General features: G+C 71.7%; 27 protein-coding genes. 21 read left to right on the forward strand and 6 right to left on the reverse strand.

Features of this window, described 5'->3' with window-relative positions:
• Positions 1–140 precede the first annotated feature (140 nt).
• Entirely contained in the window at positions 141–605 is a 465-nt protein-coding gene (locus PSH03_RS07130) for an Lrp/AsnC family transcriptional regulator (RefSeq protein WP_238688596.1), read from the reverse strand.
• A gap of 148 nt (positions 606–753) precedes the next feature.
• On the opposite strand from PSH03_RS07130, the gene PSH03_RS07135 reads away from it, so the two are divergent.
• From PSH03_RS07135 to PSH03_RS07210, 16 genes are read left to right on the forward strand one after another with little or no spacing between them, the layout of a single operon-like run.
• Positions 754–1,656 (forward strand): tryptophan 2,3-dioxygenase, encoded by a 903-nt coding sequence (locus tag PSH03_RS07135; RefSeq protein WP_238688625.1) that lies wholly within the window; start codon positions 754–756, stop codon positions 1,654–1,656.
• Between the two features lie 20 nt (positions 1,657–1,676).
• Positions 1,677–2,984, forward strand: coding sequence for a kynureninase (gene kynU, locus PSH03_RS07140; RefSeq protein ID WP_238688597.1), 1,308 nt, complete (start codon positions 1,677–1,679; stop codon positions 2,982–2,984).
• Positions 2,981–4,318 carry an FAD-dependent oxidoreductase gene (locus PSH03_RS07145; RefSeq protein ID WP_238688598.1) on the forward strand — a complete coding sequence of 446 codons (1,338 nt, stop codon included), beginning with the start codon at positions 2,981–2,983 and terminating at the stop codon, positions 4,316–4,318. Before kynU ends, PSH03_RS07145 begins: the two co-directional genes overlap by 4 nt.
• Positions 4,319–4,341: 23 nt before the next feature.
• Positions 4,342–5,823, forward strand: a complete 1,482-nt coding sequence (locus tag PSH03_RS07150; protein WP_238688626.1) for a 2-hydroxymuconic semialdehyde dehydrogenase — start codon at positions 4,342–4,344, stop codon at positions 5,821–5,823.
• Between the two features lie 20 nt (positions 5,824–5,843).
• A complete protein-coding gene (locus PSH03_RS07155) occupies positions 5,844–6,641 on the forward strand; it encodes a 2-keto-4-pentenoate hydratase (RefSeq protein ID WP_210786064.1) in 798 nt (265 codons plus the stop codon).
• On the forward strand, positions 6,638–7,573 hold the full coding sequence (locus PSH03_RS07160) for an acetaldehyde dehydrogenase (acetylating) (protein ID WP_238688599.1): 936 nt from the start codon (positions 6,638–6,640) through the stop codon (positions 7,571–7,573). The genes PSH03_RS07155 and PSH03_RS07160 overlap by 4 nt, the downstream gene beginning before the upstream one ends.
• Positions 7,570–8,694: a 4-hydroxy-2-oxovalerate aldolase gene (dmpG, locus tag PSH03_RS07165; RefSeq protein ID WP_238688600.1), complete on the forward strand. Its 1,125-nt coding sequence runs from the start codon at positions 7,570–7,572 to the stop codon at positions 8,692–8,694. Before PSH03_RS07160 ends, dmpG begins: the two co-directional genes overlap by 4 nt.
• Positions 8,691–9,464: a 2-keto-4-pentenoate hydratase gene (locus PSH03_RS07170; protein ID WP_210786062.1), complete on the forward strand. Its 774-nt coding sequence runs from the start codon at positions 8,691–8,693 to the stop codon at positions 9,462–9,464. The genes dmpG and PSH03_RS07170 overlap by 4 nt, the downstream gene beginning before the upstream one ends.
• Positions 9,461–9,883 carry a RidA family protein gene (locus PSH03_RS07175; RefSeq protein WP_210786061.1) on the forward strand — a complete coding sequence of 141 codons (423 nt, stop codon included), beginning with the start codon at positions 9,461–9,463 and terminating at the stop codon, positions 9,881–9,883. The genes PSH03_RS07170 and PSH03_RS07175 overlap by 4 nt, the downstream gene beginning before the upstream one ends.
• Positions 9,880–10,404: a 3-hydroxyanthranilate 3,4-dioxygenase gene (locus tag PSH03_RS07180; RefSeq protein WP_238688601.1), complete on the forward strand. Its 525-nt coding sequence runs from the start codon at positions 9,880–9,882 to the stop codon at positions 10,402–10,404. Before PSH03_RS07175 ends, PSH03_RS07180 begins: the two co-directional genes overlap by 4 nt.
• On the forward strand, positions 10,404–11,414 hold the full coding sequence (locus PSH03_RS07185; protein ID WP_238688602.1) for an amidohydrolase family protein: 1,011 nt from the start codon (positions 10,404–10,406) through the stop codon (positions 11,412–11,414). Before PSH03_RS07180 ends, PSH03_RS07185 begins: the two co-directional genes overlap by 1 nt.
• Positions 11,415–11,442: 28 nt before the next feature.
• Positions 11,443–11,667: a type II toxin-antitoxin system VapB family antitoxin gene (locus PSH03_RS07190; RefSeq protein WP_210786058.1), complete on the forward strand. Its 225-nt coding sequence runs from the start codon at positions 11,443–11,445 to the stop codon at positions 11,665–11,667.
• Positions 11,664–12,092: a PIN domain-containing protein gene (locus PSH03_RS07195; RefSeq protein ID WP_210786057.1), complete on the forward strand. Its 429-nt coding sequence runs from the start codon at positions 11,664–11,666 to the stop codon at positions 12,090–12,092. The genes PSH03_RS07190 and PSH03_RS07195 overlap by 4 nt, the downstream gene beginning before the upstream one ends.
• 55 nt (positions 12,093–12,147) lie before the next feature.
• A complete protein-coding gene (locus PSH03_RS07200; RefSeq protein ID WP_238688603.1) occupies positions 12,148–13,611 on the forward strand; it encodes an amidase in 1,464 nt (487 codons plus the stop codon).
• A gap of 57 nt (positions 13,612–13,668) precedes the next feature.
• On the forward strand, positions 13,669–13,983 hold the full coding sequence (gene ctaJ / locus PSH03_RS07205) for an aa3-type cytochrome oxidase subunit CtaJ (RefSeq protein WP_428842198.1): 315 nt from the start codon (positions 13,669–13,671) through the stop codon (positions 13,981–13,983).
• Positions 13,970–14,377 carry a DUF5130 family protein gene (locus PSH03_RS07210; RefSeq protein ID WP_091405419.1) on the forward strand — a complete coding sequence of 136 codons (408 nt, stop codon included), beginning with the start codon at positions 13,970–13,972 and terminating at the stop codon, positions 14,375–14,377. Before ctaJ ends, PSH03_RS07210 begins: the two co-directional genes overlap by 14 nt.
• A 63-nt stretch (positions 14,378–14,440) precedes the next feature.
• Here PSH03_RS07210 and PSH03_RS07215 read toward each other — a convergent pair whose 3' ends face one another.
• Complete coding sequence (locus PSH03_RS07215; RefSeq protein ID WP_210786055.1) at positions 14,441–15,004, reverse strand: Uma2 family endonuclease; 564 nt, start codon at positions 15,002–15,004, stop codon at positions 14,441–14,443.
• Between the two features lie 83 nt (positions 15,005–15,087).
• Positions 15,088–17,637, reverse strand: coding sequence for an aminopeptidase N (gene pepN / locus PSH03_RS07220; RefSeq protein WP_210786054.1), 2,550 nt, complete (start codon positions 17,635–17,637; stop codon positions 15,088–15,090).
• A 221-nt stretch (positions 17,638–17,858) separates the two neighbouring features.
• Here pepN and PSH03_RS07225 point away from each other — a divergent pair, with 221 nt between their 5' ends.
• From PSH03_RS07225 to PSH03_RS07240, 4 genes are all read left to right on the forward strand, one after another.
• Positions 17,859–18,485 (forward strand): mycothiol-dependent nitroreductase Rv2466c family protein, encoded by a 627-nt coding sequence (locus PSH03_RS07225; protein WP_210786053.1) that lies wholly within the window; start codon positions 17,859–17,861, stop codon positions 18,483–18,485.
• Positions 18,486–18,666: 181 nt separating this feature from the next.
• Positions 18,667–19,182 carry a hypothetical protein gene (locus PSH03_RS07230; RefSeq protein WP_210786052.1) on the forward strand — a complete coding sequence of 172 codons (516 nt, stop codon included), beginning with the start codon at positions 18,667–18,669 and terminating at the stop codon, positions 19,180–19,182.
• 89 nt (positions 19,183–19,271) lie between these two features.
• Positions 19,272–20,471, forward strand: a complete 1,200-nt coding sequence (locus PSH03_RS07235) for a DUF1015 family protein (protein ID WP_145789636.1) — start codon at positions 19,272–19,274, stop codon at positions 20,469–20,471.
• Positions 20,472–20,558: 87 nt separating this feature from the next.
• Positions 20,559–21,026, forward strand: coding sequence for a ribose-5-phosphate isomerase (locus tag PSH03_RS07240; protein WP_210786051.1), 468 nt, complete (start codon positions 20,559–20,561; stop codon positions 21,024–21,026).
• An 11-nt stretch (positions 21,027–21,037) separates the two neighbouring features.
• On the opposite strand, the gene PSH03_RS07245 is transcribed toward PSH03_RS07240, so the two are convergent.
• Positions 21,038–21,379, reverse strand: coding sequence for a hypothetical protein (locus PSH03_RS07245; protein WP_210786050.1), 342 nt, complete (start codon positions 21,377–21,379; stop codon positions 21,038–21,040).
• A gap of 138 nt (positions 21,380–21,517) precedes the next feature.
• On the opposite strand from PSH03_RS07245, the gene PSH03_RS07250 reads away from it, so the two are divergent.
• Positions 21,518–22,063: a hypothetical protein gene (locus PSH03_RS07250; protein WP_112623012.1), complete on the forward strand. Its 546-nt coding sequence runs from the start codon at positions 21,518–21,520 to the stop codon at positions 22,061–22,063.
• A 165-nt stretch (positions 22,064–22,228) separates the two neighbouring features.
• On the opposite strand, the gene PSH03_RS07255 is transcribed toward PSH03_RS07250, so the two are convergent.
• Positions 22,229–22,495, reverse strand: coding sequence for a hypothetical protein (locus tag PSH03_RS07255; RefSeq protein ID WP_238688604.1), 267 nt, complete (start codon positions 22,493–22,495; stop codon positions 22,229–22,231).
• A gap of 70 nt (positions 22,496–22,565) precedes the next feature.
• Positions 22,566–23,330, reverse strand: a complete 765-nt coding sequence (locus PSH03_RS07260; protein WP_238688605.1) for a class I SAM-dependent methyltransferase — start codon at positions 23,328–23,330, stop codon at positions 22,566–22,568.
• Between the last annotated feature and the right edge of the window lie 88 nt (positions 23,331–23,418).

The following is a 23,418-nucleotide window of genomic DNA, read 5'->3' on the forward strand; positions in this document are numbered from 1 at the left end:
GCAAACCCGCCCCGCACCCCGCCCCGCACCCACCAACGCTCGCGATCTTGCACTTTCTGCGGTGACGAATCGGCGCTTAGCCGGCATTTCACCAACAGAAACTGCAAGATCGCGGGGAGGTGGGGTGAGGTGGGGTGGGGTCAGCGTGGGCGGGGGATGGGGCCGGTGGTGGGGAGGGGGGTGACGGGGTGCCAGTTCAGCGGGGAGGAGAGGACCATCGTGCTCGACGGTTGGCCGTACGGGGCGAGACGGTCGATGACCCCCTCGAACGCGCCGATCGAACCGGCCGCCACCTTCAGCACGCTGCACGCGTCCCCGGTGATCCGGTGGATCTCCAGGATCTCCGGCCAGTCGGCCACCGCCGGGTCGTGCAGGATGCACCGCGCGCCGTAGCAGGACATCCGGATCAGGGCGACCACGGTACGGCCGGCGCGGCTCAGGTCGACGTGGGCGTGGTAGCCGGTGATGATCCCGGCCTCCTCCAGCCGGCGGACCCGCTCCGCGACGGACGGTGGCGACAGGTGCACCCGCCGGGACAACTCGCTGAAGGAGAGCCGCGCGTCGGCCTGCAACTCGCGCAGCAGCGCCCAGTCCATGTCGTCCACGCTCAGACCTTACTTTCGTGAACCGACTTCGCCTAGTTGCCTTTGGTTTGCCAGGAGAAGCCGGCGAGAGCCGTTGATTCGGCATTCCGCAGGCCGATCCGACCGCGAGATCATGACGTCGGCTAGTCCGGGGGAGGGAGACGAGATGGTGGATCAGACGGAGCGGCGGGTGCCGAACCGCCGTGCCACGGTGCAACCGGTGACCCCCGGGCAGCGTGCCGCGCAGGCGGAGCGCACCGGCGGCGAGCCGACCCTGGAGTTCGCCGACATGGTGCCGTACGACGCGTACGTGCAGGCCAGCGCCCTGCACAAGATGCAGCACCCACTCAGCAGCGACCCGGGCGAGATGTCCTTCCTGATGGTCAGTCAGATCATGGAGCTGTACTTCGGGCTGACCTGCCACGAGCTGCGGGAGACCCAGCGGCTGATCCGCGCCGACCAGATCTGGGAGGCGTTGGCCCCGCTGGGCCGAGCCAAGCTGCACCTGGAGGGGCTCAACGCCGCCTGGCAGGGCCTGCGCTGGATGAGCCCGGCCGACTTCAACCGGTTCCGCAATCTGCTCGGCGAGGCCTCCGGCTTCCAGTCGGCGATGTACCGGCAGTTGGAGTTCCTGCTCGGGCTGCGCGACCCGACGCTGATCCGCCCGTTCCGCCGGCAGACCGAGGTGCATGCCGAACTGAGCGCCGCGCTGTCCACCCCGAGTCTCTGGGACGACGTGCTCGCGCTACTCGCCCGGCGCGGCTTCGACCTCCCCGCCGACCTGCTCGACCGGGACGTGGCCGTCGAACACGACCCGCACCCGTTGGTCGAGGCGGCCTGGGTACGGATCTACGACGACGCCAGCCCGGACAATCACCTGCGGCTGCTCGGCGAGGCGCTGAGCGCCGTCGCCGAGGAGTTCGGCGACTGGCGCTGGAACCACGTCAAGGCGGTGCAGCGGACGATGGGCGCCAAGGTCGGCAGCGGAGGCTCCGCCGGCCTGGCGTGGTTGCAGCGCAGCATGGCCCGGGTGGTCTTCCCGGAGCTGTGGTCGGCCCGCACCGCGATGTGACCGGAGAGCGAGAACAAGCAATGACGACCCCTGAAGCCGAGCCGCACCGCCTCGCCGCCGGCGAGGCGGAAGCGCATCGCCGTGACGAGGCCGACCCCGGCCACCGGCACCTGTTCCACGTGCCGCCGGCCGACGGCGGCGACCACCCCGAGTCGGCGTACCTGGCCGGCAACTCGCTCGGCCTGCAACCTCGGGCCACCCGCGACGAACTCCTGGCCGACCTGGACGCGTGGGGGCGGCTCGGCGTGGAGGGGCACCTGGAGGCGGAGCGCCCCTGGCTGCCGTACCACGAGTTGTTGACCGGGCCGGCCGCGCGACTGGTCGGCGCCCGGCCCGCGGAGGCCGTGGTGATGAACTCGCTCACCGTCAACCTGCACCTGCTGATGGTGAGTTTCTACCGACCGGCCGGCGCGCGCACCCGCATCGTCATCGAGGACGCCGCGTTCCCCTCGGACAGCTACGCCGTGCGCAGCCAGGCCCGGTTCCACGGCCTGGACCCGGACGACACAGTGGTCCGGTTGCGTCCGCGCGCGGGTGAGGACGCCCTGCGCACCGAGGACGTGACCGACTACCTGGCCGCCGAGGGCGACCGGGTGGCGCTGCTGCTGCTCGGCGGGGTCAACTACCTCACCGGTGAGCTGCTGGACATCCCGGCGATCACGGCTGCCGGCCGGGCCGCCGGCGCGGTGGTCGGTTGGGACCTGGCCCACGCGGTCGGCAACGTGCCGCTGGCCCTGCACGACTGGGACGTCGACTTCGCCGCGTGGTGCTCCTACAAGTACCTGAACTCCGGCCCGGGCGCGCTGGCGGGCGTCTTCGTGCACGAGCGCCACCTCGGCGACGAGAACCTGCCCCGGTTCGAGGGATGGTGGAGCACCGCGGCGGCCACCCGGTTCGAGATGACACCGGTGTCCCGGCCACCGGCCACCGTGGAGGCCTGGCAGATCTCCAACCCGCCGATCTTCGCGATGGGCCCGGTGCGTACCTCGCTGGAGCTGTTCGACGCGGTGGGGATGACCGCGCTGCGCGAGCGCAGCCAGCGCCTCACCGGCTGGCTGGAGTCACTGCTCGACGAGGTGACCGTCGGCCGGCCGCTGCGGGTGGTCACCCCGCGCGACCCGGCCCGCCGGGGCTGCCAGCTCTCCGTGCGCATCGGTTCCGGCAGCGCCGCCGAGCTGACCAAACGCCTACGGTACGAACACGGTGTCATCGCCGACGCCCGCGAACCCGATGTCGTGCGGTTCGCGCCGGTGCCGCTCTACTCCACGTACCTCGACTGCTGGCGTGCCGCCACCGCGCTCGCCGCGACGGTGGGGGCGACCTCATGACCGCGCGGCGTGACGAGATCGCGATCATCGGTGCCGGTCTGGCCGGTTGTCTGGCGGCCTGCTTCCTGGCCCGGCGTGGCTACCCGGTGGCCCTCTACGAGCGCCGCTCCGACCCGCGCGCCGGCACCACCGAACGCGGTCGCTCGATCAACCTGGCGCTCTCCGAGCGCGGCCTGGACGCGTTGCGCCGGATCGGGCTGGCCGAGCAGGTGATGACCGACGCGCTGCCGATGCGCGGCCGGATGATCCACCCGGTCGAGGGCGAACAGCAGTTCCAGTCGTACAGCGCGGCCGGCGACCGGGCGATCAACTCGATCAGCCGGGGTGCGCTGAACAACGCCCTGCTGGACGAGGCCGCCGCGCTGCCCGGGGTGCGGGTCGTCTTCGATCACCGGCTGGTCGGGCTCGACCCGACCGACGGCGCCCTGAGCTTCGAGACCCCGCAGGGCACGGTCGCGGCGAAGGCGTCGGTCGTGCTGGGTGCCGACGGCGCCGGCTCCGCAGTGCGCGGGCAACTGCTGGCGTACGGGCTGCTGGACGAGAGCGTGGACTTCCTCGACTACGGCTACAAGGAGCTGACGATTCCGCCGCTGGGCGGGGACTTCGCCCTGGACCCGGACGCGCTGCACATCTGGCCGCGGGGCAACTCGATGATGATCGCGCTGCCGAACCCGGACCGCTCCTTCACCTGCACGCTGTTCTGGCCCAACGACGGCGCCGGCAGCTTCGCCTCGCTGACCGGCCCGGCGGAGATCGAACGGCACTTCACCGAGCACTACCCGGACGTGGTCCCGCTGGCCCCGAACCTCGTCGACGACTACCAGCACAACCCGGTGGGCGTGCTCGGCACCGTGCGCTGCACCCCGTGGCAGGTCAACGGCAAGGTCGGCCTGCTCGGCGACGCGGCGCACGCCATCGTGCCGTTCTACGGCCAGGGCGCCAACTGCGCCTTCGAGGACGTGGTGGAACTGGACCGCTGCCTGGACGAGTGCGCCGACGACTGGTTGGCGGCGCTGCCGCTGTTCCAGCGGCGCCGACAGGAGAACGTCGAGGCCATCGCGACGATGGCGCTGACCAACTTCGTGGAGATGCGGGACAAGGTCGCCTCCCCGGTCTTCCAGACCCGGCGGCGGGTGGAGCACGCACTGGAACGGGCCCTGCCCGGCCGGTACGTTTCCCAGTACGAGCTGGTGTCGTTCTCCACCACCCCGTACGCGGAGGTTCGCCGCCGGGTGCGCCGACAGCACCGGGTGCTCGGGGCGGTCGTCGGCGGGGCCGCGCTGCTGCTGGTCGGCGCGGTCGGTGCGGCACTGAGCCGAGGGAGGCGGGCATGACCGGCAACTGGGATCCGCGGCTGATGGCCGGCCACGCGCCGAGTGGCCCGCAGCGGTTGCGTAACTTCGTCGCCGGCGAGTTCGTCGACGGCGGAAACACGTTCGCCAAGGCCAGCCCGGTCACCGGGGAGCAGGTCTTCGAGGTGGACGAGGCCTCGCAGTCCGCTGTGGACGACGCGGTGGCGGCCGCCCGGGCGGCGCTGCGGGGGCCGTGGGGCCGGATGGGGGAGCGCGAGCGCGCCGAGGTGCTGCGCCGCGTCGCCGACGAGCTGGAGCGCCGCTTCGACGACCTGGTCACCGCCGAGGTCGCCGACACCGGCAAGTCCATCGCCCAGGCCCGCACCCTGGACATTCCGCGCGGCGCTGCGAACTTCCGGGCGTTCGCGGAGATCGTGGCGACCGCCCCCACCGAGTCGTTCACGACTGTCACCCCGACCGGCGGCCGGGCGCTCAACTACGCGCTGCGCAAGCCGGTCGGTGTGGTCGCGGTCATCGTGCCGTGGAACCTGCCGCTGCTGCTGCTCACCTGGAAGGTGGCTCCGGCACTGGCCTGCGGCAACGCCGTCGTGGTCAAGCCCAGCGAGGAGACTCCCGCCTCGGCGACGGTGCTCGCCGAGGTGATGGCCGCCGCCGGCGTACCGGCCGGGGTGTTCAACCTGGTGCACGGCTTCGGGCCGGACTCGGCGGGCGAGTTCCTCACCCGCCACCCGGGCGTCGACGCGATCACGTTCACCGGCGAGTCGGCCACCGGCAGCGCGATCATGCGGGCCGCCGCCGACGGGGTGAAGGCGGTGAGCTTCGAACTCGGCGGCAAGAACGCCGGCCTGGTCTTCGCCGACGCCGACCTGGACGCCGCGGTGGCCGGCTCGGTGCGGTCCAGCTTCACCAACGGCGGGCAGGTGTGCCTCTGCACCGAGCGCATCTACGTGCAGCGCCCGGTCTTCGAGGAGTTCACCGCCCGGCTGGCGAAGCGGGCCGGCGAGCTGGCGTTCGGCTGGCCGACCGACGAGGCCACCGCCACCATGCCGCTGATCTCCCACCAGCACCGGGCGAAGGTGCTCGGCGCGTACGAGCTGGCCCGCTCCGAGGGCGCCGAGGTGCTCACCGGTGGCGGCGCGCCCACCTTCGGCGACACCCGCGACGGCGGGTCGTACGTGCAGCCGACGGTGCTCACCGGGCTCGGCCCGGACGCCCGCACCAACCGGGAGGAGATCTTCGGCCCGGTGGTGCACGTCGCGCCGTTCGACACCGAGGACGAGGCGTACGCCCTGGCCAACGGCACCGAGTACGGCCTGGCGGCGACCGTGTGGACCCGGGACGTGGGTGTCGCGCACCGGGCCGGCGCCCGGCTCGACGCCGGCATCGTCTGGGTCAACACCTGGTTCCTGCGTGACCTGCGCACCCCGTTCGGCGGGGTGAAGGCGTCCGGGATCGGTCGTGAGGGCGGCGTGCACTCGCTGAACTTCTACTCCGAACTCACAAACGTCTGCGTGGACCTGTCGTGAGCCGTAGCGAGGGAGCGGGCATGGAAGCTGACATCGAGGCCGCCAACCGGGAGTTGGCCGACGCCCGCAGCACGGGCAAGCCGTGCGCGCCGCTGCGGGGCCGGCTGCTGCCGGAGGGCGACGTCGAGGCCGCGTACCGGGTGCAGCAACTCCAGGCGCGGGCCTGGCAGGGCCGCGGCGAACGCCGGGTCGGCGCGAAGATCGGCTTGACCTCCCGGGCCGTGCAGGAGACCTTCGGGGTGTTCCAGCCGGACTTCGGCATGCTGACCGACGCCATGGCGGTCGGCGACGGGGTCGAGGTGCCCATCGACCGGCTGCTCCAGCCCCGCGTGGAGGCGGAGATCGCCTTCGTGCTCGACAAGGACCTCCCGAACCCGCAGCTCACCACTGTCGACCTGATCCGCGCGGTCGACCACGTGCTGCCGGCGATCGAGATCGTCGACTCCCGGATCGCCGCCTGGGACATCTCCATAGTGGACACCGTCGCCGACAACGCCTCCAGCGGGCTCTTCGTGCTCGGCACCACGCCACGCCGGCTCGCCGACGTGGACCTGCGACTGTGCGGGATGGTGCTGGAGCACGCCGGCGAGCCGGTCTCGGTGGGCGCGGGCGCCGCCTGCCTGGGCAATCCGCTGCACGCCCTGCAGTGGTTGGCAGGCACCCTCGCCCGCGCCGGTGACCCGCTGCGCGCCGGGGACGTGGTGCTCTCCGGGGCGCTCGGTCCGATGGTGCCGGTCACCCCGGGTGCCGCGTACGAGGCCCGGATCTCCGGGCTCGGCTCGGTGCGGACATCCTTCAGCGACAGGGGCGGCAAGTGACCACCAACGTGGCGGTGCTGGGATCGGGAAACATCGGCACCGACCTGATGATCAAGGTGTTGCGGCTCAGTGACAGCCTGCGCATGGTGGCGATGGCCGGCATCGACCCAGCCTCCGACGGCCTGGCGCGCGCTCGCCGGCTCGGCGTCGCCACCACCGCCGACGGCGTGGACGGGCTCGTCGCGCTGCCCGAGTTCGCCGACGTCGAGCTGGTGTTCGACGCCACCTCGGCCGGCGCGCACCGACGCCACGACGAGGTGTTGCGCGCTCACGGCCGCACTGTGGTCGACCTGACCCCGGCCGCGCTCGGCCCGTACGTGGTGCCGCCGGTCAACCTCGACGAGCACCTGCACCAGCCCAACGTCAACATGGTCACCTGCGGCGGGCAGGCGACAGTGCCGATCGTCGCCGCGGTACGCCGGGTCACCCCGGTGGCGTACGGGGAGATCGTCGCGTCGATCGCTTCGAAGTCCGCCGGGCCGGGCACCCGGGCCAACATCGACGAGTTCACCGAGACCACGGCCCGCGCCATCGAGGTGGTGGGCGGTGCCGAGCGGGGCAAGGCGATCATCGTGCTGAACCCGGCGGACCCGCCGCTGCTGATGCGGGACACCGTCTACTGCCTCTGCCCGGACGCCGACGCCGACACCGACGCCATCGCCGCCTCGGTCGCCGAGATGGTGGCGGCCGTGCAGGAGTACGTCCCCGGCTACCGGCTTAAGCAGGACGTGCAGTTCGACAGGGTCGAGACGTACCTGCCGACGCTCGGGCGGCGGCTCACCGCCCTGCAGGTGTCGGTCTTCCTGGAGGTCTCCGGCGCCGGGCACTACCTGCCCGCGTACGCCGGGAACCTGGACATCATGACCTCGGCCGCGCTGCGCACCGCGGAGCGGCTGGTCGCCCTGCGTTCTTCGGAGGTGGCCGCGCCATGACCGAGCTGTACATCCAGGACGTGACGCTGCGCGACGGCATGCACGCCATCGCCCACCAGTACACAGTCGACCACGTACGCACCATCGCCGCCGCGTTGGACGCCGCCGGGGTGGCCGCCATCGAGGTGGCGCACGGTGACGGCCTCGCCGGCTCCAGCGTCAACTACGGCCACGGCGCCGCCAGCGACGCGGAGTGGATCTCGGCGGCGGCCGAGATGCTGACCACTGCGAAACTGACCACCCTGCTGCTGCCGGGCATCGGCACGATCGCCGACCTGAAGGCCGCGAAGGCGCTCGGGGTGACAAGCGTCCGGATCGCCACCCACTGCACGGAGGCGGACATCTCCGCCCAGCACATCTCCTGGGCCCGGGAGAACGGCATGGACGTGGCCGGGTTCCTGATGATGTCGCACATGAATGACCCGGTCGGGTTGGCCGGGCAGGCCAAGCTCATGGAGTCGTACGGGGCGCACTGCGTCTACGTCACCGACTCCGGCGGCCGGCTGCTGATGTCCGACGTGGCGCAGCGGGTCGACGCGTACCGGCAGGTCCTCGCTCCGGAGACGCAGATCGGCATCCACGCCCACCACAACCTGTCGCTCGGGGTCGCCAACAGCGTGCTCGCCGTCGAGCACGGCCGGGTCACCGGGTCCGCGCCGGTCGGCCCCGACGCGGTGCGCGGCCGCACCGTTCGCGTCGACGCCTCCCTCGCGGGCATGGGCGCGGGCGCCGGCAACGCCCCGCTGGAGGTCTTCGTCGCGGTTGCCGAGCTGCACGGCTGGAAGCACGGGTGTGACGTGTTCGCGCTGATGGATGCCGCCGACGACATCGTCCGCCCGCTTCAGGACCGGCCGGTCCAGGTGGACCGCGAGACGCTCTCCTTGGGGTACGCCGGGGTCTACTCCAGCTTCCTGAGGCACGCCGAGCGGGCCTCCACGAAGTACGGCGTGGATGTCCGGTCGATCCTCGTCGAGCTGGGCCGCCGCCGGATGGTGGGCGGCCAGGAGGACATGATCGTGGACGTCGCACTCGACCTGGCCGACAAGGGGCAGGCTGTGAGCGCGAGGAGTGAGCCGGGTTTGCGAGCCCCGCAGGCGCGAACGGAAGGTGGCGCAGCATGATCGGCGTGGACATCACGGGGATCGCCGAGAAGTTGGGCGCGGCGGCCGACACGGCCACCGCGATCCCGCAGCTCGCCGCCGAGACCGGCCTCGACGTGGACACCGCGTACGCCGTGCAGGCCGCGCTGCTGCAACGCCGGCTGAACGCCGGTGAGCGGTTGGTCGGGCTGAAGATGGGGCTGACCAGCAGGGCGAAGATGGCCCAGGTCGGCGTGGACGAGGTGATCTGGGGGCGGCTCACCAACGCGATGCGGGTGCCCGACGGTGGCGCGGTGGACCCGGCCGCGTACATCCACCCCCGGGTCGAGCCGGAGGTGGCGTTCCTGCTGGACCGGCTGCCCGAGCCGGGCGAGCCGGTCGGCGACTTCGCCACGGCGGTCCGCGCGGTCGCCCCGGCCATCGAGTTGATCGACTCCCGGTACGCGGACTTCCGTTTCTCGCTGCCGGACGTGGTAGCGGACAACACCTCGGCCGCCGCCTTCGTGATCGGGCCGTGGGCGCCGGTGCCGGCGGGGCTGGACAACCTGGGCGTGCTGCTGGAGGTCGACGGGCGGGTGGCGCAGGTCGGCTCGACGGCGGCGATCCTCGGTGATCCGCGCCGGGCGCTCGACGAGGGCATCCGGCTGGCGGGCCGGCACGGGGTGCGGCTGGAGTCCGGCTGGGTCTTCCTGGCCGGCGCCGCCACCGCCGCTGTTCCGCTGCGTCCCGGCGCCCACGTCCGCGCCGTCGTCGAGAAGCTCGGCACGGCCTCGCTGCGGGCGTCGTCATGACCGCCCGGGTGGTGGCCGGGAAGGCCGTCCCGCGGGGGGCTTTTCCGCACGTCAAGGTCGCCGGTGGGTTCGTCTTCGTCTCCGGTACGTCGTCGCGGCGCGCGGACAACACCTTCGCCGGTGTGGAGGTGGACGGGTTCGGCACCACCAATCTCGACATCCGTGCGCAGACGCGGGCCGTCATCGAGAACGTGCGGGATCTGCTGCGTTCGGTCGGCGCGGACCTCACCGACCTGGTGCAGGTGACGACGTACCTGGTCAACATGAACGACTTCGGTGGTTACAACGAGGTGTGGGCCGAGTTCTTCGACGCCGCCGGACCGACCCGTACGACGGTGGCGGTGCACCAGTTGCCGCACCCGCACCTGCTGATCGAAATCCAGGCAGTGGCCCTTCTTCCCTCGGGAGGTCAGTCGTGAGTGAGATCGCCGAACCGTTCAGCTTTCCGGGCTGGATCGCCGACAACCAGCACCTGTTGAAGCCCCCGGTGGGCAACAAGGAGATGTTCCCCGGCGGGGACGACTTCATCGTGATGGTGGTGGGCGGGCCCAACCAGCGCACCGACTTCCACGTGGACCCGTACGAGGAGTTCTTCTACCAGGTCAAGGGCAACATGCACATCAACCTGGTCACCCCGGAGGGGCCGCGTACTGTGCACGTGCGCGAGGGGCAGATGTGGATGCTGCCGCGCAACACCCCGCACTCGCCGCAGCGGCCGGAGGCCGGCTCGATCGGCGTGGTCGTCGAGCGGGTCCGCGAGGAGGGCACGCTGGAGACGTTCCAGTGGTACTGCCCGGAGTGCGGCAGCAAGGTGCACGAGGTCGAGTTGCAGGTCCGCGACATCGCCGCCGATCTGCCCCCGGTGTTCCAGGCGTTCTACGCCGACGAGCAGGCGCGCACCTGCGCCGACTGCGGCACCCTGCACCCGGGCAAGGGCTGATGCCCGCAGGCGTGGTCGACGTGCACACGCACGTCGTACCAAAGGGTTGGCCGGACCTCGGCGCGGCGTGCGGCGGGTCCGGTTGGCCGTGGTTGCGGGTCGACTCCGAGCGTGCCGCCATGATCATGGTGGGGGAGACGGAGTTCCGCCCGGTCGGCGCGGAGTGCTGGGACGCGTCGCGCCGACTGGCCGACATGGACGCCGACGGCGTGGCCGTGCAGGTGGTCTCGCCCACCCCGGTCTTCTTCAGCTACGACCGCCCGGCCGACCAGGCGGTGAAGGTCGCCCGGATCTTCAACGACCTGACCCTGGAGGTCACCGCGGCCGGGGGTGACCGACTGGTGCCGTTCTGCCAGGTGCCGCTCCAGGACCCGGACGCCGCCTGTGCCGAGCTGGACCGCAGCCTCGCCGCCGGGCACGTGGGCGTGGAGATCGGCAACCACGTCGGCGACCGGGACCTGGACGACGCCGGCGTGGTCACCTTCCTCCAGCACTGTGCCGAGGTGGGCGCACCCGTCTTCGTCCACCCGTGGGACATGCCCGGCGGGCCGCGACTGGACCGCTGGATGGCCCGTTGGCTCACCGGCATGCCCGCCGAGACGCACCTGTCGGTGCTGGCGATGATCCTCGGCGGTGTCTTCGACCGGGTGCCCGAGACGCTGCGGATCTGTTTCGCGCACGGCGGCGGCAGTTTCCCGTTCTGGCTCGGTCGCGCCGACAACGCCTGGCACCGCCGTGGCGACCTGGTCCGGGGCGCGTCCGCCGGCCCGCCCAGCAGCTACCTCGACCGGTTCAGCGTCGACTCGGTGGTCTTCGCGCCACCCGCCCTGCGGCTGCTGGTCGACACGCTGGGGGAGGATCGGGTGCTGGTCGGCAGTGACTACCCGTACCCGCTGGGCGAACGGCCGGCCGGCGCGGTGGTCCACGACGCCGACTTCCTCAGCGACGACCAACGCGACAAGCTCCTGTCCACCAACGCCCTGCGTTTCCTTGGCCTGTTGCGTATATAAACTTTGCCTTCGTGGATATACTCCGCTCATGAAGACCGTTATAGATCTTGATGATGAACTTCTCGACCGGGCCCGTCGCGAACTCGGCACCAAGAGTAAAAAGGACACGATCCATGCGGCATTGCGGCTCGTCGCGGAGCGCAGCGAACGGATGGAGGCCATCCGGGAGCTGATTTCGATCTCCATCGAACAGGACTGGACCGGCTTGGTCGAGGACGACAAGACGCCGCGCGGCGAGCAGGACGCCGCATGACCCCACCGGCCGGGCTCTACCTAATCGACACGTCGGCCTGGAGTCGCCTCCGCCAGCCGGCGGTGGCTAAGCGGATCACGGCCATTCTCGAGGAGCGGCTCGCGGCGACCTGCGTTCCGCTTGATCTCGAGAATGGGCGAAGTGCCCGCGACTTTCGTGACGCCATGACGGTGCGGGCACGCCGGGCAGAACTGATGATCGACCTTCCGATCACTCCGGCCTTGGCGACTAGGGCGCGCGACCTGCAACTGGCGCTGACAGTCCGTGGCCACCACCGGGCGGCCAGTCCCGTCGACGTCCTGGTCGCGGCGGCCGCTGCCGAATACTCCGCGACCGTCCTGCACTACGACCGGGATTTCGATCTGATCAGTGACATCGGTGGGCCCCGCAGTGAGTGGGTGGCGCCGGCGGGCACGCTGGACTGATGGTCGGCCGCCGTGTCGGCCGCCGACATCCGCTCCCAGCGGGCAGGATGACGGGATGGCCGAGCCGCACGACCTGACCGCGTTGGAGCAGGCCGCCGCGATGACCCGCGGCGAGCTGTCCAGCGTCGAGCTGGTCGAGCATTCCCTGCGCCGGGTGGCGGCGCTCGGCGACACAGTGGGCGCGTTCGTCACCGTCACACCGGACCTCGCCCGGCAGGCCGCGCGCGCCGCCGACGCGGTGCCGAACGAGGAGCGCGGCCCGCTGCACGGCGTGCCGACAGCGATCAAGGACCTGACGCTCACCGCCGGGGTCCGCACCACCTTCGGTTCGGCAGCCTTCTTCGACTTCGTCGCGCCGGTCGACGCCGACGTGGTCCGCTTCATCAAGGCCGCCGGTCTGGTCAGCCTGGGCAAGACGACCACCTCCGAGCTGGGCTGTTCGCTCTACTCGGAGGGCCGGGTCGCTCCGCCGGCCCGCAACCCGTGGCAGCTTGCGTACACGGCGGGCGGGTCCAGTGGCGGCGCGGCGGCGGCGGTCGCGGCCGGGCTGGTCCCGGTCGCCCAGGGGTCCGACGGCGGTGGGTCGCTGCGCATCCCGGCGTCGCTCTGCGGTCTGGTCGGCTACAAGCCCAGTCGGGGCGTCGTCTCCGGGGGGCCGATCGGCTCCGGCGCGTTCGGCCTGCCCACCAACGGCCCGCTCGGGCGGACGGTCACCGACGTCGCCGCGCTGCTCGACGTCATGGCCGTTCCGGTCCCCGGCGAGCCCTACCTGCCGCCACCCGCGCCGCCCGGCGGCTACCTGGCCGTCGCGCGACGGGCCGAGCCCGGCCCGCTGCGGATCGGCCGGTTCACCACGCCGATGCTCGCCGACGAGCCGGTGCACCCCGACTGCGTGGCCGCCGTGGACCGGGCCGCCGCGCTGCTCACGGCGGCCGGCCACGAGATGGTCGAGGTGCCGCCGCCGCTGGGGCCGGCGGCGTGGCCGCTGTTCGAGATCCTCTGGTACGTCCTGGCGCTCGCCCCGGTGCCACCGCAGCGGGAGGCGGAGCTGCTGCCGTTGACCCGGCTGCTCCGGGCCCGGGGCGCCGAACTCTCCGCCGGCACCCTGACCGCCACCCTCGGGGAACTGCAGGCGCAGGTACGCCTCGGTGCCCGCCGCACCGCCGGCTGCGACCTGCTCCTCTGTCCCACCCTGGCCACCCCGCAGGCACCCGTGGGCTGGTTCACCGCCGACGCGGACCCGGCCGCCGACTTCGACAGGCAACGCCGGTTCTCGCCCTACTGCGCCATCTTCAACGTCACCGGCGATCCCTCCGTCTCCCTGCCACTGGGTACCACCACCGACGGCCTGCCCGTCGGGGTGCTGCTCACCGGCCGTTACGGCGACGACGCGCGGCTTATCGCTACCGCTGCGCAACTGGAGAACTCCAGTGACGGATGGGATCGGCACCCCGCAATCTGGCGGGCCGTCGACTCCGCTAACGTGAATGGCGACGGAGTCGGGCGGTCGGCAGCGTGATCGTCCATCCGACCCGGTTGTTCAAGGTCGTCCTTCTTCCGCCTGGGGGCGTTGGGATTGTCTGTTACCGAGACGTTGCTGGTCTTCGTCGGCATCCCGTTGGCCGCGGTGCTGGTCATCGCCGGCCTGTCGTACGCCGGTAGCCGTGGGGGTGCCACCGGCGGTGGCGGTGGCGCCAAGCGCTACCGTCCGGGCCGGCCCTTCGACTTCACTCCGGTCTGGTTCCTGGGCCGCCCGGAGCAGCTGGCCGACTCGGCCGGCACCGCGCTGACGGCGGGGGCGCAGGCGCCCGCGTTGACCAGCCACAAGCTTGAGCAGGCCAGCGTCGAGGCGCCGGCCGGTGGAACCGGAGGCGCAAGTGACCGTTGGTGAGAAGCAGACCGGGTCGGAGAATCCGCCCGAGGTGCTCGACGGGCCGTTCTCGACCCGCCAGCTGCTGCGCATCGACGAGGCCCTGCGCCTGGCCGACAAGGGCACCGGCCTGGTCTTCTCGGTCTTCGTCGGTGGTCTCGACGAGCCGATCCGCGAGCACGCCCAGCGGCTGCACCGTCAGCTCGCCGAGCCCGACAAGTCGGTGCTGATCGCCGTGTCGCCCAACCAGCGGCAGCTGGAGATCATCACCGGGCGGTACGCCCGCAAGCGCATCCCCGACACGTACGCCAAGCTGGCCGCGCTCTCCATGGTCGGCGCGTTCAGCGGCGGTGACCTGGCCGGCGGCATCATCAACGGTCTCGACCAGCTCGCCAGCCACGCCGGCAAGGGCTGACCGGCACACACGACGAAGCCCGGCCCACGATCATCGGGCCGGGCTTTCGTGTTTCCGGGTGTCTCAGCGCGGCCAGGCGCTCGGGTCCAACCTCATCGTCCACGGCTCATCCACTGTCACCGCGTCGTCCGGACCAATGGTGCCGACCAGGTCGTAGTGCACGTCCTTGATCAGGCGGTAGCGGTAGATGATCGGGCCGAAGTCGCCTCGCTCCACACGCCAGTAGTGCGGAATCCCCGCTTCGGCGTAGAGACCGGGTTTGGTGAAGCGGTCATGCCGGCGGCTCGTCGGCGACTCCACTTCGACAACGAGACTGACGCCTTGCGGTTGATGCCAACGCACACCACGTGGGGTGTTTGGCTTCAGCACCGTCACATCCGGAATCAGGTTGCCCGACGGCAGCCCCAGCCCGATCTCACGAATAATCCGCCATCCATCTGGTGCCGCAGCCCCGATAGCCGTCCGAATGCTGTCGGCCAGCTCGTGGTGATCGTCGTCGGCCGGTGGGGTCACGTGCAGGCTCCCGTCGATGATCTCGTAGCGGTTCCCATTATCGGGAAGGTTGAACAGGTCCTGCTCGCGCCACGCGCGCGCAACGGGCCGCCACTCGTCGGTCGGGTGTGCCATCACGTCCACCTCCTCCCGCCACGATAACGTTCGGGGCCGGCGCGGGCTCACACCCACGCCGGCCCCGGACCGGGCAACGCCGCTCAGGCGCTCTCGGCGTCCTTCGCGCGGGCCTTCAGCGCCCGCACCACACCGTCGCGGCCCTCGGCCACCAGTCGACGCAGCGGGGCCGGGTGCCCGTCACCGGCCAGCCACGCGTCGGTGGCCGCCACCGTGTCGTCCTCCACCAGGTAGGTCGGGTACGCCAGCTGGGCGAACTCCTGCGCCGGCTCGCTGTCCCGGGTGGCCCACACCTGCCCGACCGCCGCGAAGTACCGCTCCCGGTACGGGGCGACCAGCTCCACCTGCGCCGGGTGGGCGAAGCCCTGCAACAGCGCCCGGTGCCGCCAGTTGGGCAGCGCGTCCGGGCCGGTGAGCAGGGCCCACACGGCGGCCTTGTTCTCGGCCGTCGGCATCAACGCGTGCGCGTAAGCGGCTTCCCGCTCGCCGCTGGCCGTGCGGTCGCCGCTCAGCTCCGCCTCGATCTCGGCGGTCCCGGCGGCACCGTTCGCCACCAGCGCGGCGAGGACCGACCAGCGCAGCTCGGTGTCGACGGTCAGCCCGGCCGGCATGCCGGTGCCGTCCAGCCAACCGCGCAGCGTGGCCAGGTCTTCCGCTGAGCGGACCGCCGAGGTGAACGCACGGGCCCAGGCCAACTGGAACCCGCTGCCGGGCTCGGCGGCAGCGAGTGCGTCGCGGGCGGTACGGGCCAGGTCGGCCCAGCCGGTCGGCGCCCAGGCCGGGTCGGCGTACAGGGTGAGCGCGGTGGTCGCCTGCCGCAGGGTGGCGGTGACCAGGTTGATGTCGGTCTCCGCGGGCAGCCCGCTCAGCGTCAGCGCCACGTAGTCGCGGGCGGACAGCTCGGCGTCGCGGATCATGTCCCAGGCGGCGGTCCAGCAGAGCGCGCGGGCCAGCGACGAGTCGAAGCCACCGATGTGCTGCACCACTGTCGCCATCGAGCGCTCGTCGAGGCGCAGCTTGGTGTAACTGAGGTCGTCGTCGTTGAGCAGCAACACGTCGGCCGCCCGGACGCCGCGCAGCGCGGCAAGATCCGTGTGCTCGCCGGTCACGTCAACCTCGTACCGCTCCCGACGGACCAGCCGTCCGTCGGTCAGGTCGTACAGGCCCACGCCGATGCGGTGGGTCCGCAGCGTCGGGTACGCCGCCGGGGCCTCCTGCCGCACCAGCACCTGCTCGTACGTGCCGTCGGCCCCGATGGTCACCTCCGGACGCAGCGTGTTGACCTGCGCGGTCTCCAACCACTGCGCGGCGAACTTGCGCAGCTCCCGCCCGGATGCGGCCTCCAGCTCGGTGAGCAGGTCGTCGAAGGTGGCGTTGCCCCAGGCGTGCTTGCCGAAGTAGGCCCGCAGCCCGGCCACGAACGGCTCCTCACCCACGTACGCGACGAGCTGCTTGAGCACGCTCGCGCCCTTGGCGTAGGTGATGCCGTCGAAGTTGACCTCCACGGCCTCCATATCCGGCATCTCGGTGTAGACCGGGTGGGTGGAGGAGAGCTGGTCCTGCCGGTAGCCCCAGTTCTTCCGGATGGACAGGAAGGTCGTCCACGCCTCGGTGAACCGGGTCGCGTTGGTGTTGCACCAGTGGCTGGCCCACTCGGCGAACGACTCGTTCAGCCACAGGTCGTTCCACCAGCGCATGGTGACCAGGTCACCGAACCACATGTGGGCCAGTTCGTGCAGGATCGTGTTGGCCCGCTGCTCGTACTCGAAGTCGGTGACCTGCGAGCGGAACAGGTAGTGCGACTCGGCGTGCGTCACGCAGCCGAAGTTCTCCATCGCGCCGGCGTTGAAGTCGGGCACCCAGAGCTGGTCGTACTTCGGCAGCGGGTAACGCACGTCGAACTTCTCGTGGAAGAAGTCGAAGCCCTGCTTGGTGATCAGGAACAGGTCGTCGGAGTCCAGGTACTGTGCCATCGACGCCCGGCAGAACACCCCCAGGTCGATGCCGTCGTGTGCGTCGCGCACCTCGTGGTACGGCCCGGCGCACATCGCCGTGATGTAGGTGCTCATCCGGGGCGACTCGGTGAAGTGCAGCGTCTTGAGCGCCTCACCCGCCGGCTCCTCCCGCTGCACCGGCATGTTGGAGACCGCCCGCCAGTGCGCCGGCACTGTGACGTGCCAGGTGTAGACGCTCTTCAGGTCGGGCTGGTCGAAGCAGGCGAACACCCGCTGCGCGTCGGCCGTCTCGAACTGGCTGTAGAGGTACGTCTCGCCGTCCACCGGGTCGACCGTCCGGTGCAGACCCTGGCCGCTGTTGGAGTAACCGAAGTCGGCGTCGACCACCAGGACGTTGTCGCTGTCCAACCCGGACAGGGTCAGGCCCTTGTCGGCGGACCAGTCGGCGAGGTCGACGGGCGTGCCGTTCAGCGTCGCGGACCGCACCGACTCGGCGGCCAGCTCGATGAAGGTGCTCGCGCCCGGTTCGGAGCAGCGGAACCGGACCTCGGTCGTCGACCTGAACGTGCGGCCGTCGGCCGCCAGCACGGCGCTGGACAGGTCCAGACTGATGTCATACCCCGTCACGTTGAGCAGGCGTGCCCGCTCGGTCGCCTCGACCTGCGTCAGGTTGCGCACTCCCGGCACTGTTCGTCTCCATCCCACATGTCGCCGTACGCCCGGCGGCGCCCGTTCGCCTACCGCTCGTGACGGCTGGCCCGATTCGAGTCTTCCATGTACGGGCAGCCCGCGGTGGCCGAGGTCACGCTCTCATTCGGGTGCCGGCTGATGCGCTGCGGGGTGAGGATTCTCCTGAGACGCCGACCTGTCGGCGTCACCCGTCGTGAAGGGATCTCACAGTGACCGAACGTGTCACCGCCGACATGTGGTTCGACCCGGCCTGCCCGTGGGCGTGGATCACCTCCCGCTGGCTGCTCGAGGTCGAGCAGATCCGGGATGTGGACATCCGCTTCCACGTGATGAGCCTGGCCGTGCTCAACGACGGCCGGGACGAGCTGCCCGAGGACTACAAGGAGTTCCTGAAGACCGCGTGGGGCCCGGTGCGGGTCTGCATCGCCGCCGAGCAGCTGCACGGCAATGACGTGTTGCGCCCGCTCTACACCGCGCTCGGCACCCGGATCCACCTGCAGAAGCAGGAGCGGGGTCCGGAGCTGTACGTGGCCGCGCTCACCGAGGCCGGCCTCGACCCGGCACTGGCCGCGGCCGCCGACAGCACCGACTACGACGAGGCGCTGCGGGCCAGCCACGAGGCGGGCATGCGCCCGGTCGGGCAGGACGTGGGCACTCCGGTCGTGCACGCGCCCGGCCCGGACGGCACCCCGGTCGCGTTCTTCGGCCCGGTGATCACTCCGGCTCCGAAGGGGGAGGCCGCCGGCCGGCTCTGGGACGGCGTGCTGCTGGTCGCCGGCACCCCGGGCTTCTACGAGCTCAAGCGCACCCGCGAGCAGAGCCCGATCTTCGACTGAGCGACGACCGCCGCGCCCCCGTCCGGGCTTCGTCAGTGGCGCGGACGGGGGCGTTTCTCGTCGGGTGCCGAGGTCGGCGGAGGGTCGTGGCGTCACCGGGAGGCGGGCGGCGTCGTTTCCCTCGGTGTCCGCCGCAGCGACCCGCAGGGCCGCACGCCGCAGTTCGTGGAGGCAAATCCCGATGGCCAAGCACCGTGCGTCCGGTGACGATCAGTTGACCCGGCAGGGGGTGATCGAGACTCCCGGCGCGGACTACTGGTCCGTTGACGACTCCCGCTGGCCGACGGTCCGCCCGGACCTGCCCGCCCACCTGGTGGATCTACTCGCGCCGCCCATCGTGGTGGGCGTGGCCCGGGTCCCGGTGACCTCCCGGCTCACCCCGCCCAGGGCGGTCGACCCACTGCCGTCGTCCGCCGGCGCGGTGCCGACCGACGCGCCGGCGCTGGTGCCGTCGGGGGCAGCACCGGCCGAACCGGCTCCTCCGCCGCCGGCGCCGGCTCCTCCGCGCCCGGTGCCGACGCCGCCGCTGAGCCCGCGGCCCGTTCCCACACCGCCTCCCGACCGTCCCGTGCCGGGGCCGCCCGCGTCGCCTCGCCGCGCCCTGAACACCGGGCCGATCGGGGCCGGTCGGCGTGGCAACGGTGGGCCGCTGAGCGCGGGTAGGCACCGCCGAGGCACCTCAGACCGCGCCGGCTGACCGGCCGGGCCCCACCGGGCGCTTTCATCTGGTGGACGCCCCGCGGGTCCCCGTCGGCGGCGACACCGTCGCCGGTAGCGTCAGTGGGCATGACGGTCGTGCATCCGATCACCCGGGCCTGGGTCACCACTGGCGGCACCGGCGCGCAAAACTACGACGAGTTCGCCGACGACGCGGAGATCACCGCGATCATCGAGTCGAACCCGCACAGCGCTCTCGGCATCGAGATGCCGCACCGCGCCCCGCAGAGCCTGGGCAGGTCGTTCCTCGACGCGCTGCCGGACGCGGTGGCCCGCCTCGCCGAGGCCAAGGCCGACGGCAGTTACACCCCCGCCGAGCAGGTGGTGGTGCTCTACCGGATCAGCGCCCCCGGCGAGGAGCCGGCGTACGGGCTGTTCGCGATGGTGGACACCGACCAGATCTCCACCCGGGCAGACGAGCCGGGCCTGGTCATCCGCAACGAGGACGTCTTCATCGCCAAGGTGCGCGAGCGGGTTGCGCTGGCCGACGCGCTGGGCCACCTGCTCTCACCCGTACTCCTGCTCCAGACCGGGCGTGGTGACGAACTGCACGCCGCGCTCGCGGCGGCGACCGACACGGCCGGTGCGCCCGCCGCGACGGACACCGACCAGGCGGGTCGCACGCACGCCATCTGGCTGCTCGGCCCCGGCCCGGAGCAGGCCACGCTGACCGCTCTCGCCGGCGGCGGGGACCTGGTCGTCGCGGACGGCAACCACCGCAGCCTGGCCGCCCAGACCGGCGGGCTGCCCCGCTTCCTGGCCGTGGTCACCACCCCCGCGTCGGTGGCCATCCAGCCGTACAACCGGCTGGTCAGCGAGCTGACCACCACCCCGGCCGAGCTGCTCGACCGGCTGCGGGCCGCGGGCGCCGAGGTCGAGCCGATCGACGGCCCGGTCGAGGTCCCGGCTGCCGGCGGCACCGTGCACCTCCGCCTCGACGGCCAGGGGTACGCGGTGCGCCTGCCCGCCACCGCCTCCGCCCGCCTGGAAAACCTGGACCACGCCCTGGTCGAGCGGCTGGTGCTGCGCGACGCGCTCGGTCTGGACCCGGGCGACAAGCGGATCACCTACGTCGGCGGTGACTACCCGGCGAGCTGGCTCACCGGTGAGGTCGACGCCGGGCGGGCCGAGTTGGCCATCCTGATCGCGCCGGTGACCGTGGCGGATTTCGTCGCTGTCAACCTGGCCAGGGAGAAGATGCCCCGCAAGAGCACCTGGTTCACCCCGAAGGCGCGCGGCGGTCTGGTCGTCGCCGAGCTGCCGCGTTGAGCGTCATCCTCACGACCGTGTGACGAACCCGGCTCGGGGACGCCGCCCCTGTGACGTCCCCGAGCGCGGCCTGACAGACTGCCCGGTATGCGCGTCTACCTGGGATCCGATCACGCCGGTTTCGAGTTGAAGGTGCACCTGGCCAACCACCTGGCCATGCAGGGCTACGACGTGGTCGACGTCGGCCCGCACAACTACGACCCGGACGACGACTACCCCACGTTCTGCCTGCACACAGGCGACCAGGTGGTGGCCGACGAGACGGGCCTCGGAGTGGTCATCGGTGGCTCCGGCAACGGTGAGCAGATCGCCGCGAACAAGGTCGTCGGCGTCCGCGCCGCGTTGGCCTGGAGCGTCGAGACCGCTCAGCTGGCCCGCCAGCACAACGACGCGAACGTGGTCGCCATCGGTGCCCGCCAGCACACGCTGGACGAGGCGACCGGCATCGTCGAGGCGTTCCTGAACACGCCGTTCTCCGGCAACGAGCGGCACGCTCGTCGGATCGCCCAGGTGGCCGAGTACGAGCGGACCCGGAAGCTGCCGGACCTGCCCTGACTGGGCGGCGCTCAGCGCGGCGAGCGGGGCAGCTCCTCGCGGGGCACCCAGTTTCGCCGGACGACCACCACCCGGGCTTCCGCCTCGGCCAGGTCGTCGTCGGTGGGACGGGCCGCGTCCCGGGCCCGTAGCGCGGCGCTCAGCCCCACCTGGGACGAGCCGGAACCGACCAACCCGCGCAGCCCCCGCTCGCCGTCGCGCTCGTCGCCGCCCGTGTTCCTGCGTCGCGGCGGCGGCTCGTCACCGTCGTGCACGCCCGGCGTGCTGACCGTCGGGCCGTCCGCACCCGGTCTGGCCGGCTCGGTGTCGGAGTGGTGGCGCAGGCGTCGCCGTCGTCGGTCGGGGTCACCCATCAGCCGACCGTACCCTGGCGGGGTTCGATCCGGCACCGTCGTGGGCCGCGCGTCCCGGCCGGGGTCGGCGACCGATTTGCCGGCTGGCTACCCTCGAATCAAGGCGGTGCTGTTGCCGTCGGTCAGGGGGAGGACGAGATGGCAGACCAGACGCAGCCGTGGGCGGAGCGGACCGTGGAGGTGCCACCGCAGGCCGGCGTCGGGGTGCCGCCGCAGCGTGACGGGTTCCGCCGCGGGGTCGCTCCGGTGGGTGAGCCTCGCACTCCGCGGACGGAGCCGTTCCCGGTGGTCGAGCAGGAGCCGACCGGCACCGGTTGGCCCGGCGAACCGGTGCCCCGCCGCTCGCTCAGCTCGCGGATGGCGCAGCTGCGGCGCGGCGGTGAGTGGAGCGCCGCGGCAGGCCTTTTCGCGTTCGTGTGTTGGGGGATCTGGGCGCTGTCGGGCCAGGGTGACCTGAGCGGCCCGCTGCTGGTGCTGGTGCTCAGCCTGCTGGTGGCGGTCGGCCTGTTCGCCCTGTTCCGGCTGGTCGGCCGGGTGGTGCTGGAGCGGCAGCTGGGCCGGGTCCGGCGCAGCGCCCGAGGTGCGCACCTGGCGACGGCGGTGTTCCTCGTCGGCCTCGGGGTGGCGTGGCTCCAGCAGACCGAGTGGGTCGTCTCGGCCTGGAACTGGATCTCCTCGAACTGACCGGGCGTGCACGGGCGGGCCGGTCCAGGACCGCCCACCCGTGCACCCGGTCGTCTCCCCACCAGGCAAGGTCGCTGCTTACCCGGCCGGCCGCGGTTCATCCGTGGCCGGCCGCTCCGACCGGTACCTCGTTCGTGGGCTTGCGTGATCCCGATGGTGCGGCGGTCAGTGGGTGCCGCCGTGCCCCTCGGCGTCGGCTCGGGGCGACGCGACCCGGGCGGCCGGATCCTCGACGCCGGGCTCGCCGCCGTCCGGGGCGACCGCCCCGTCGTAGTTGTAGATCGGTCCACCATCGTCGTGCTGCTTGGTGGTCTTGATGTAGCGGTGCATCAGGCCGTCGATCTCCACCTCGACGAGTGCCTGGTTGCCGGTCTCGTGGGTGCTGCCGTCTCGGGGGCCGCCCACCAGGTGGGCAGTGGTGTTCGTGTCCATGGACGGGCCCTACCCGCCAGGCGCCAGGCGGAAACGGTCGACATCCGGCCAGCGGCGCAGGCGCGTTCGCTCAGTGCTCGGGCTTGTGCGCCCGGACCAGGATGCGCTGGGCGTGGGCCACGAACGGACCATGGTGGCGGATGTGGTCGTGCAGATCGGCGAGCCGGGCCCGGTAGCGGTCCACGGTGAAGTCCGGCACCGTCCAGATGACCTTGCGGAGGAAGTGCACCACCGCTGCCACGTCGTTGAAGGTGGTCGGCAGCGCTTCGTGCCGCAGCTCGTCGATGACCAGGCCGGCGGCTCGCGCGTCGGCGGCGGCGCGGGCCGGGCTGCGCTCGTCACTGATCTCGCGGGGACCGGTGAGGAACTGGGCCAGCTCCCGGTTCGAACCGGGGCCGATCTGCTGGGCCAGGTACCGCCCGCCGGGAGTCAGCACCCGCGCGATCTCGTCCCAGAGCACGACGTTGGGATGCCGGCTCACGACCAGGTCGAACGTCTCGTCGGGAAACGGGAACGGAGCGTCCTCGGCAACGTCGACCACCCGCACGCCGCGCGGTTCGAGCGCGCGTCGGGCCAATCGGAGGTTGGGCGGCCAGTGTTCGGTGGCCACGGTCACCGGTGGGAACGCCGGCACCTCGGAGAGCACCTCGCCGCCGCCGGTCTGGATGTCCAGTGCGGCGCGGGCCACCCTCATCTGGGCCGTCATGAGCTTCAGATAACCCCAGGACGGCCGCTGTTCGGTCGCGCGGCCGTCGAACCAGGAGAAGTCCCAACCGTCCACTGATGCGTCAGCGCCTTCGCGGAGCAGATCCTGGAAGGTCGCCGTGTCCTGCATTGCGTCAGGCTGACAGGCCGCAGTGGTGATGGCAAGCAGATGTGTCCCGTGTCGGCGCAGGGTGCACGCAATGACTCCTGTCAGTGAT

This window comes from Micromonospora salmantinae (assembly GCF_022230905.1).
GTDB lineage: Bacteria > Actinomycetota > Actinomycetes > Mycobacteriales > Micromonosporaceae > Micromonospora > Micromonospora salmantinae.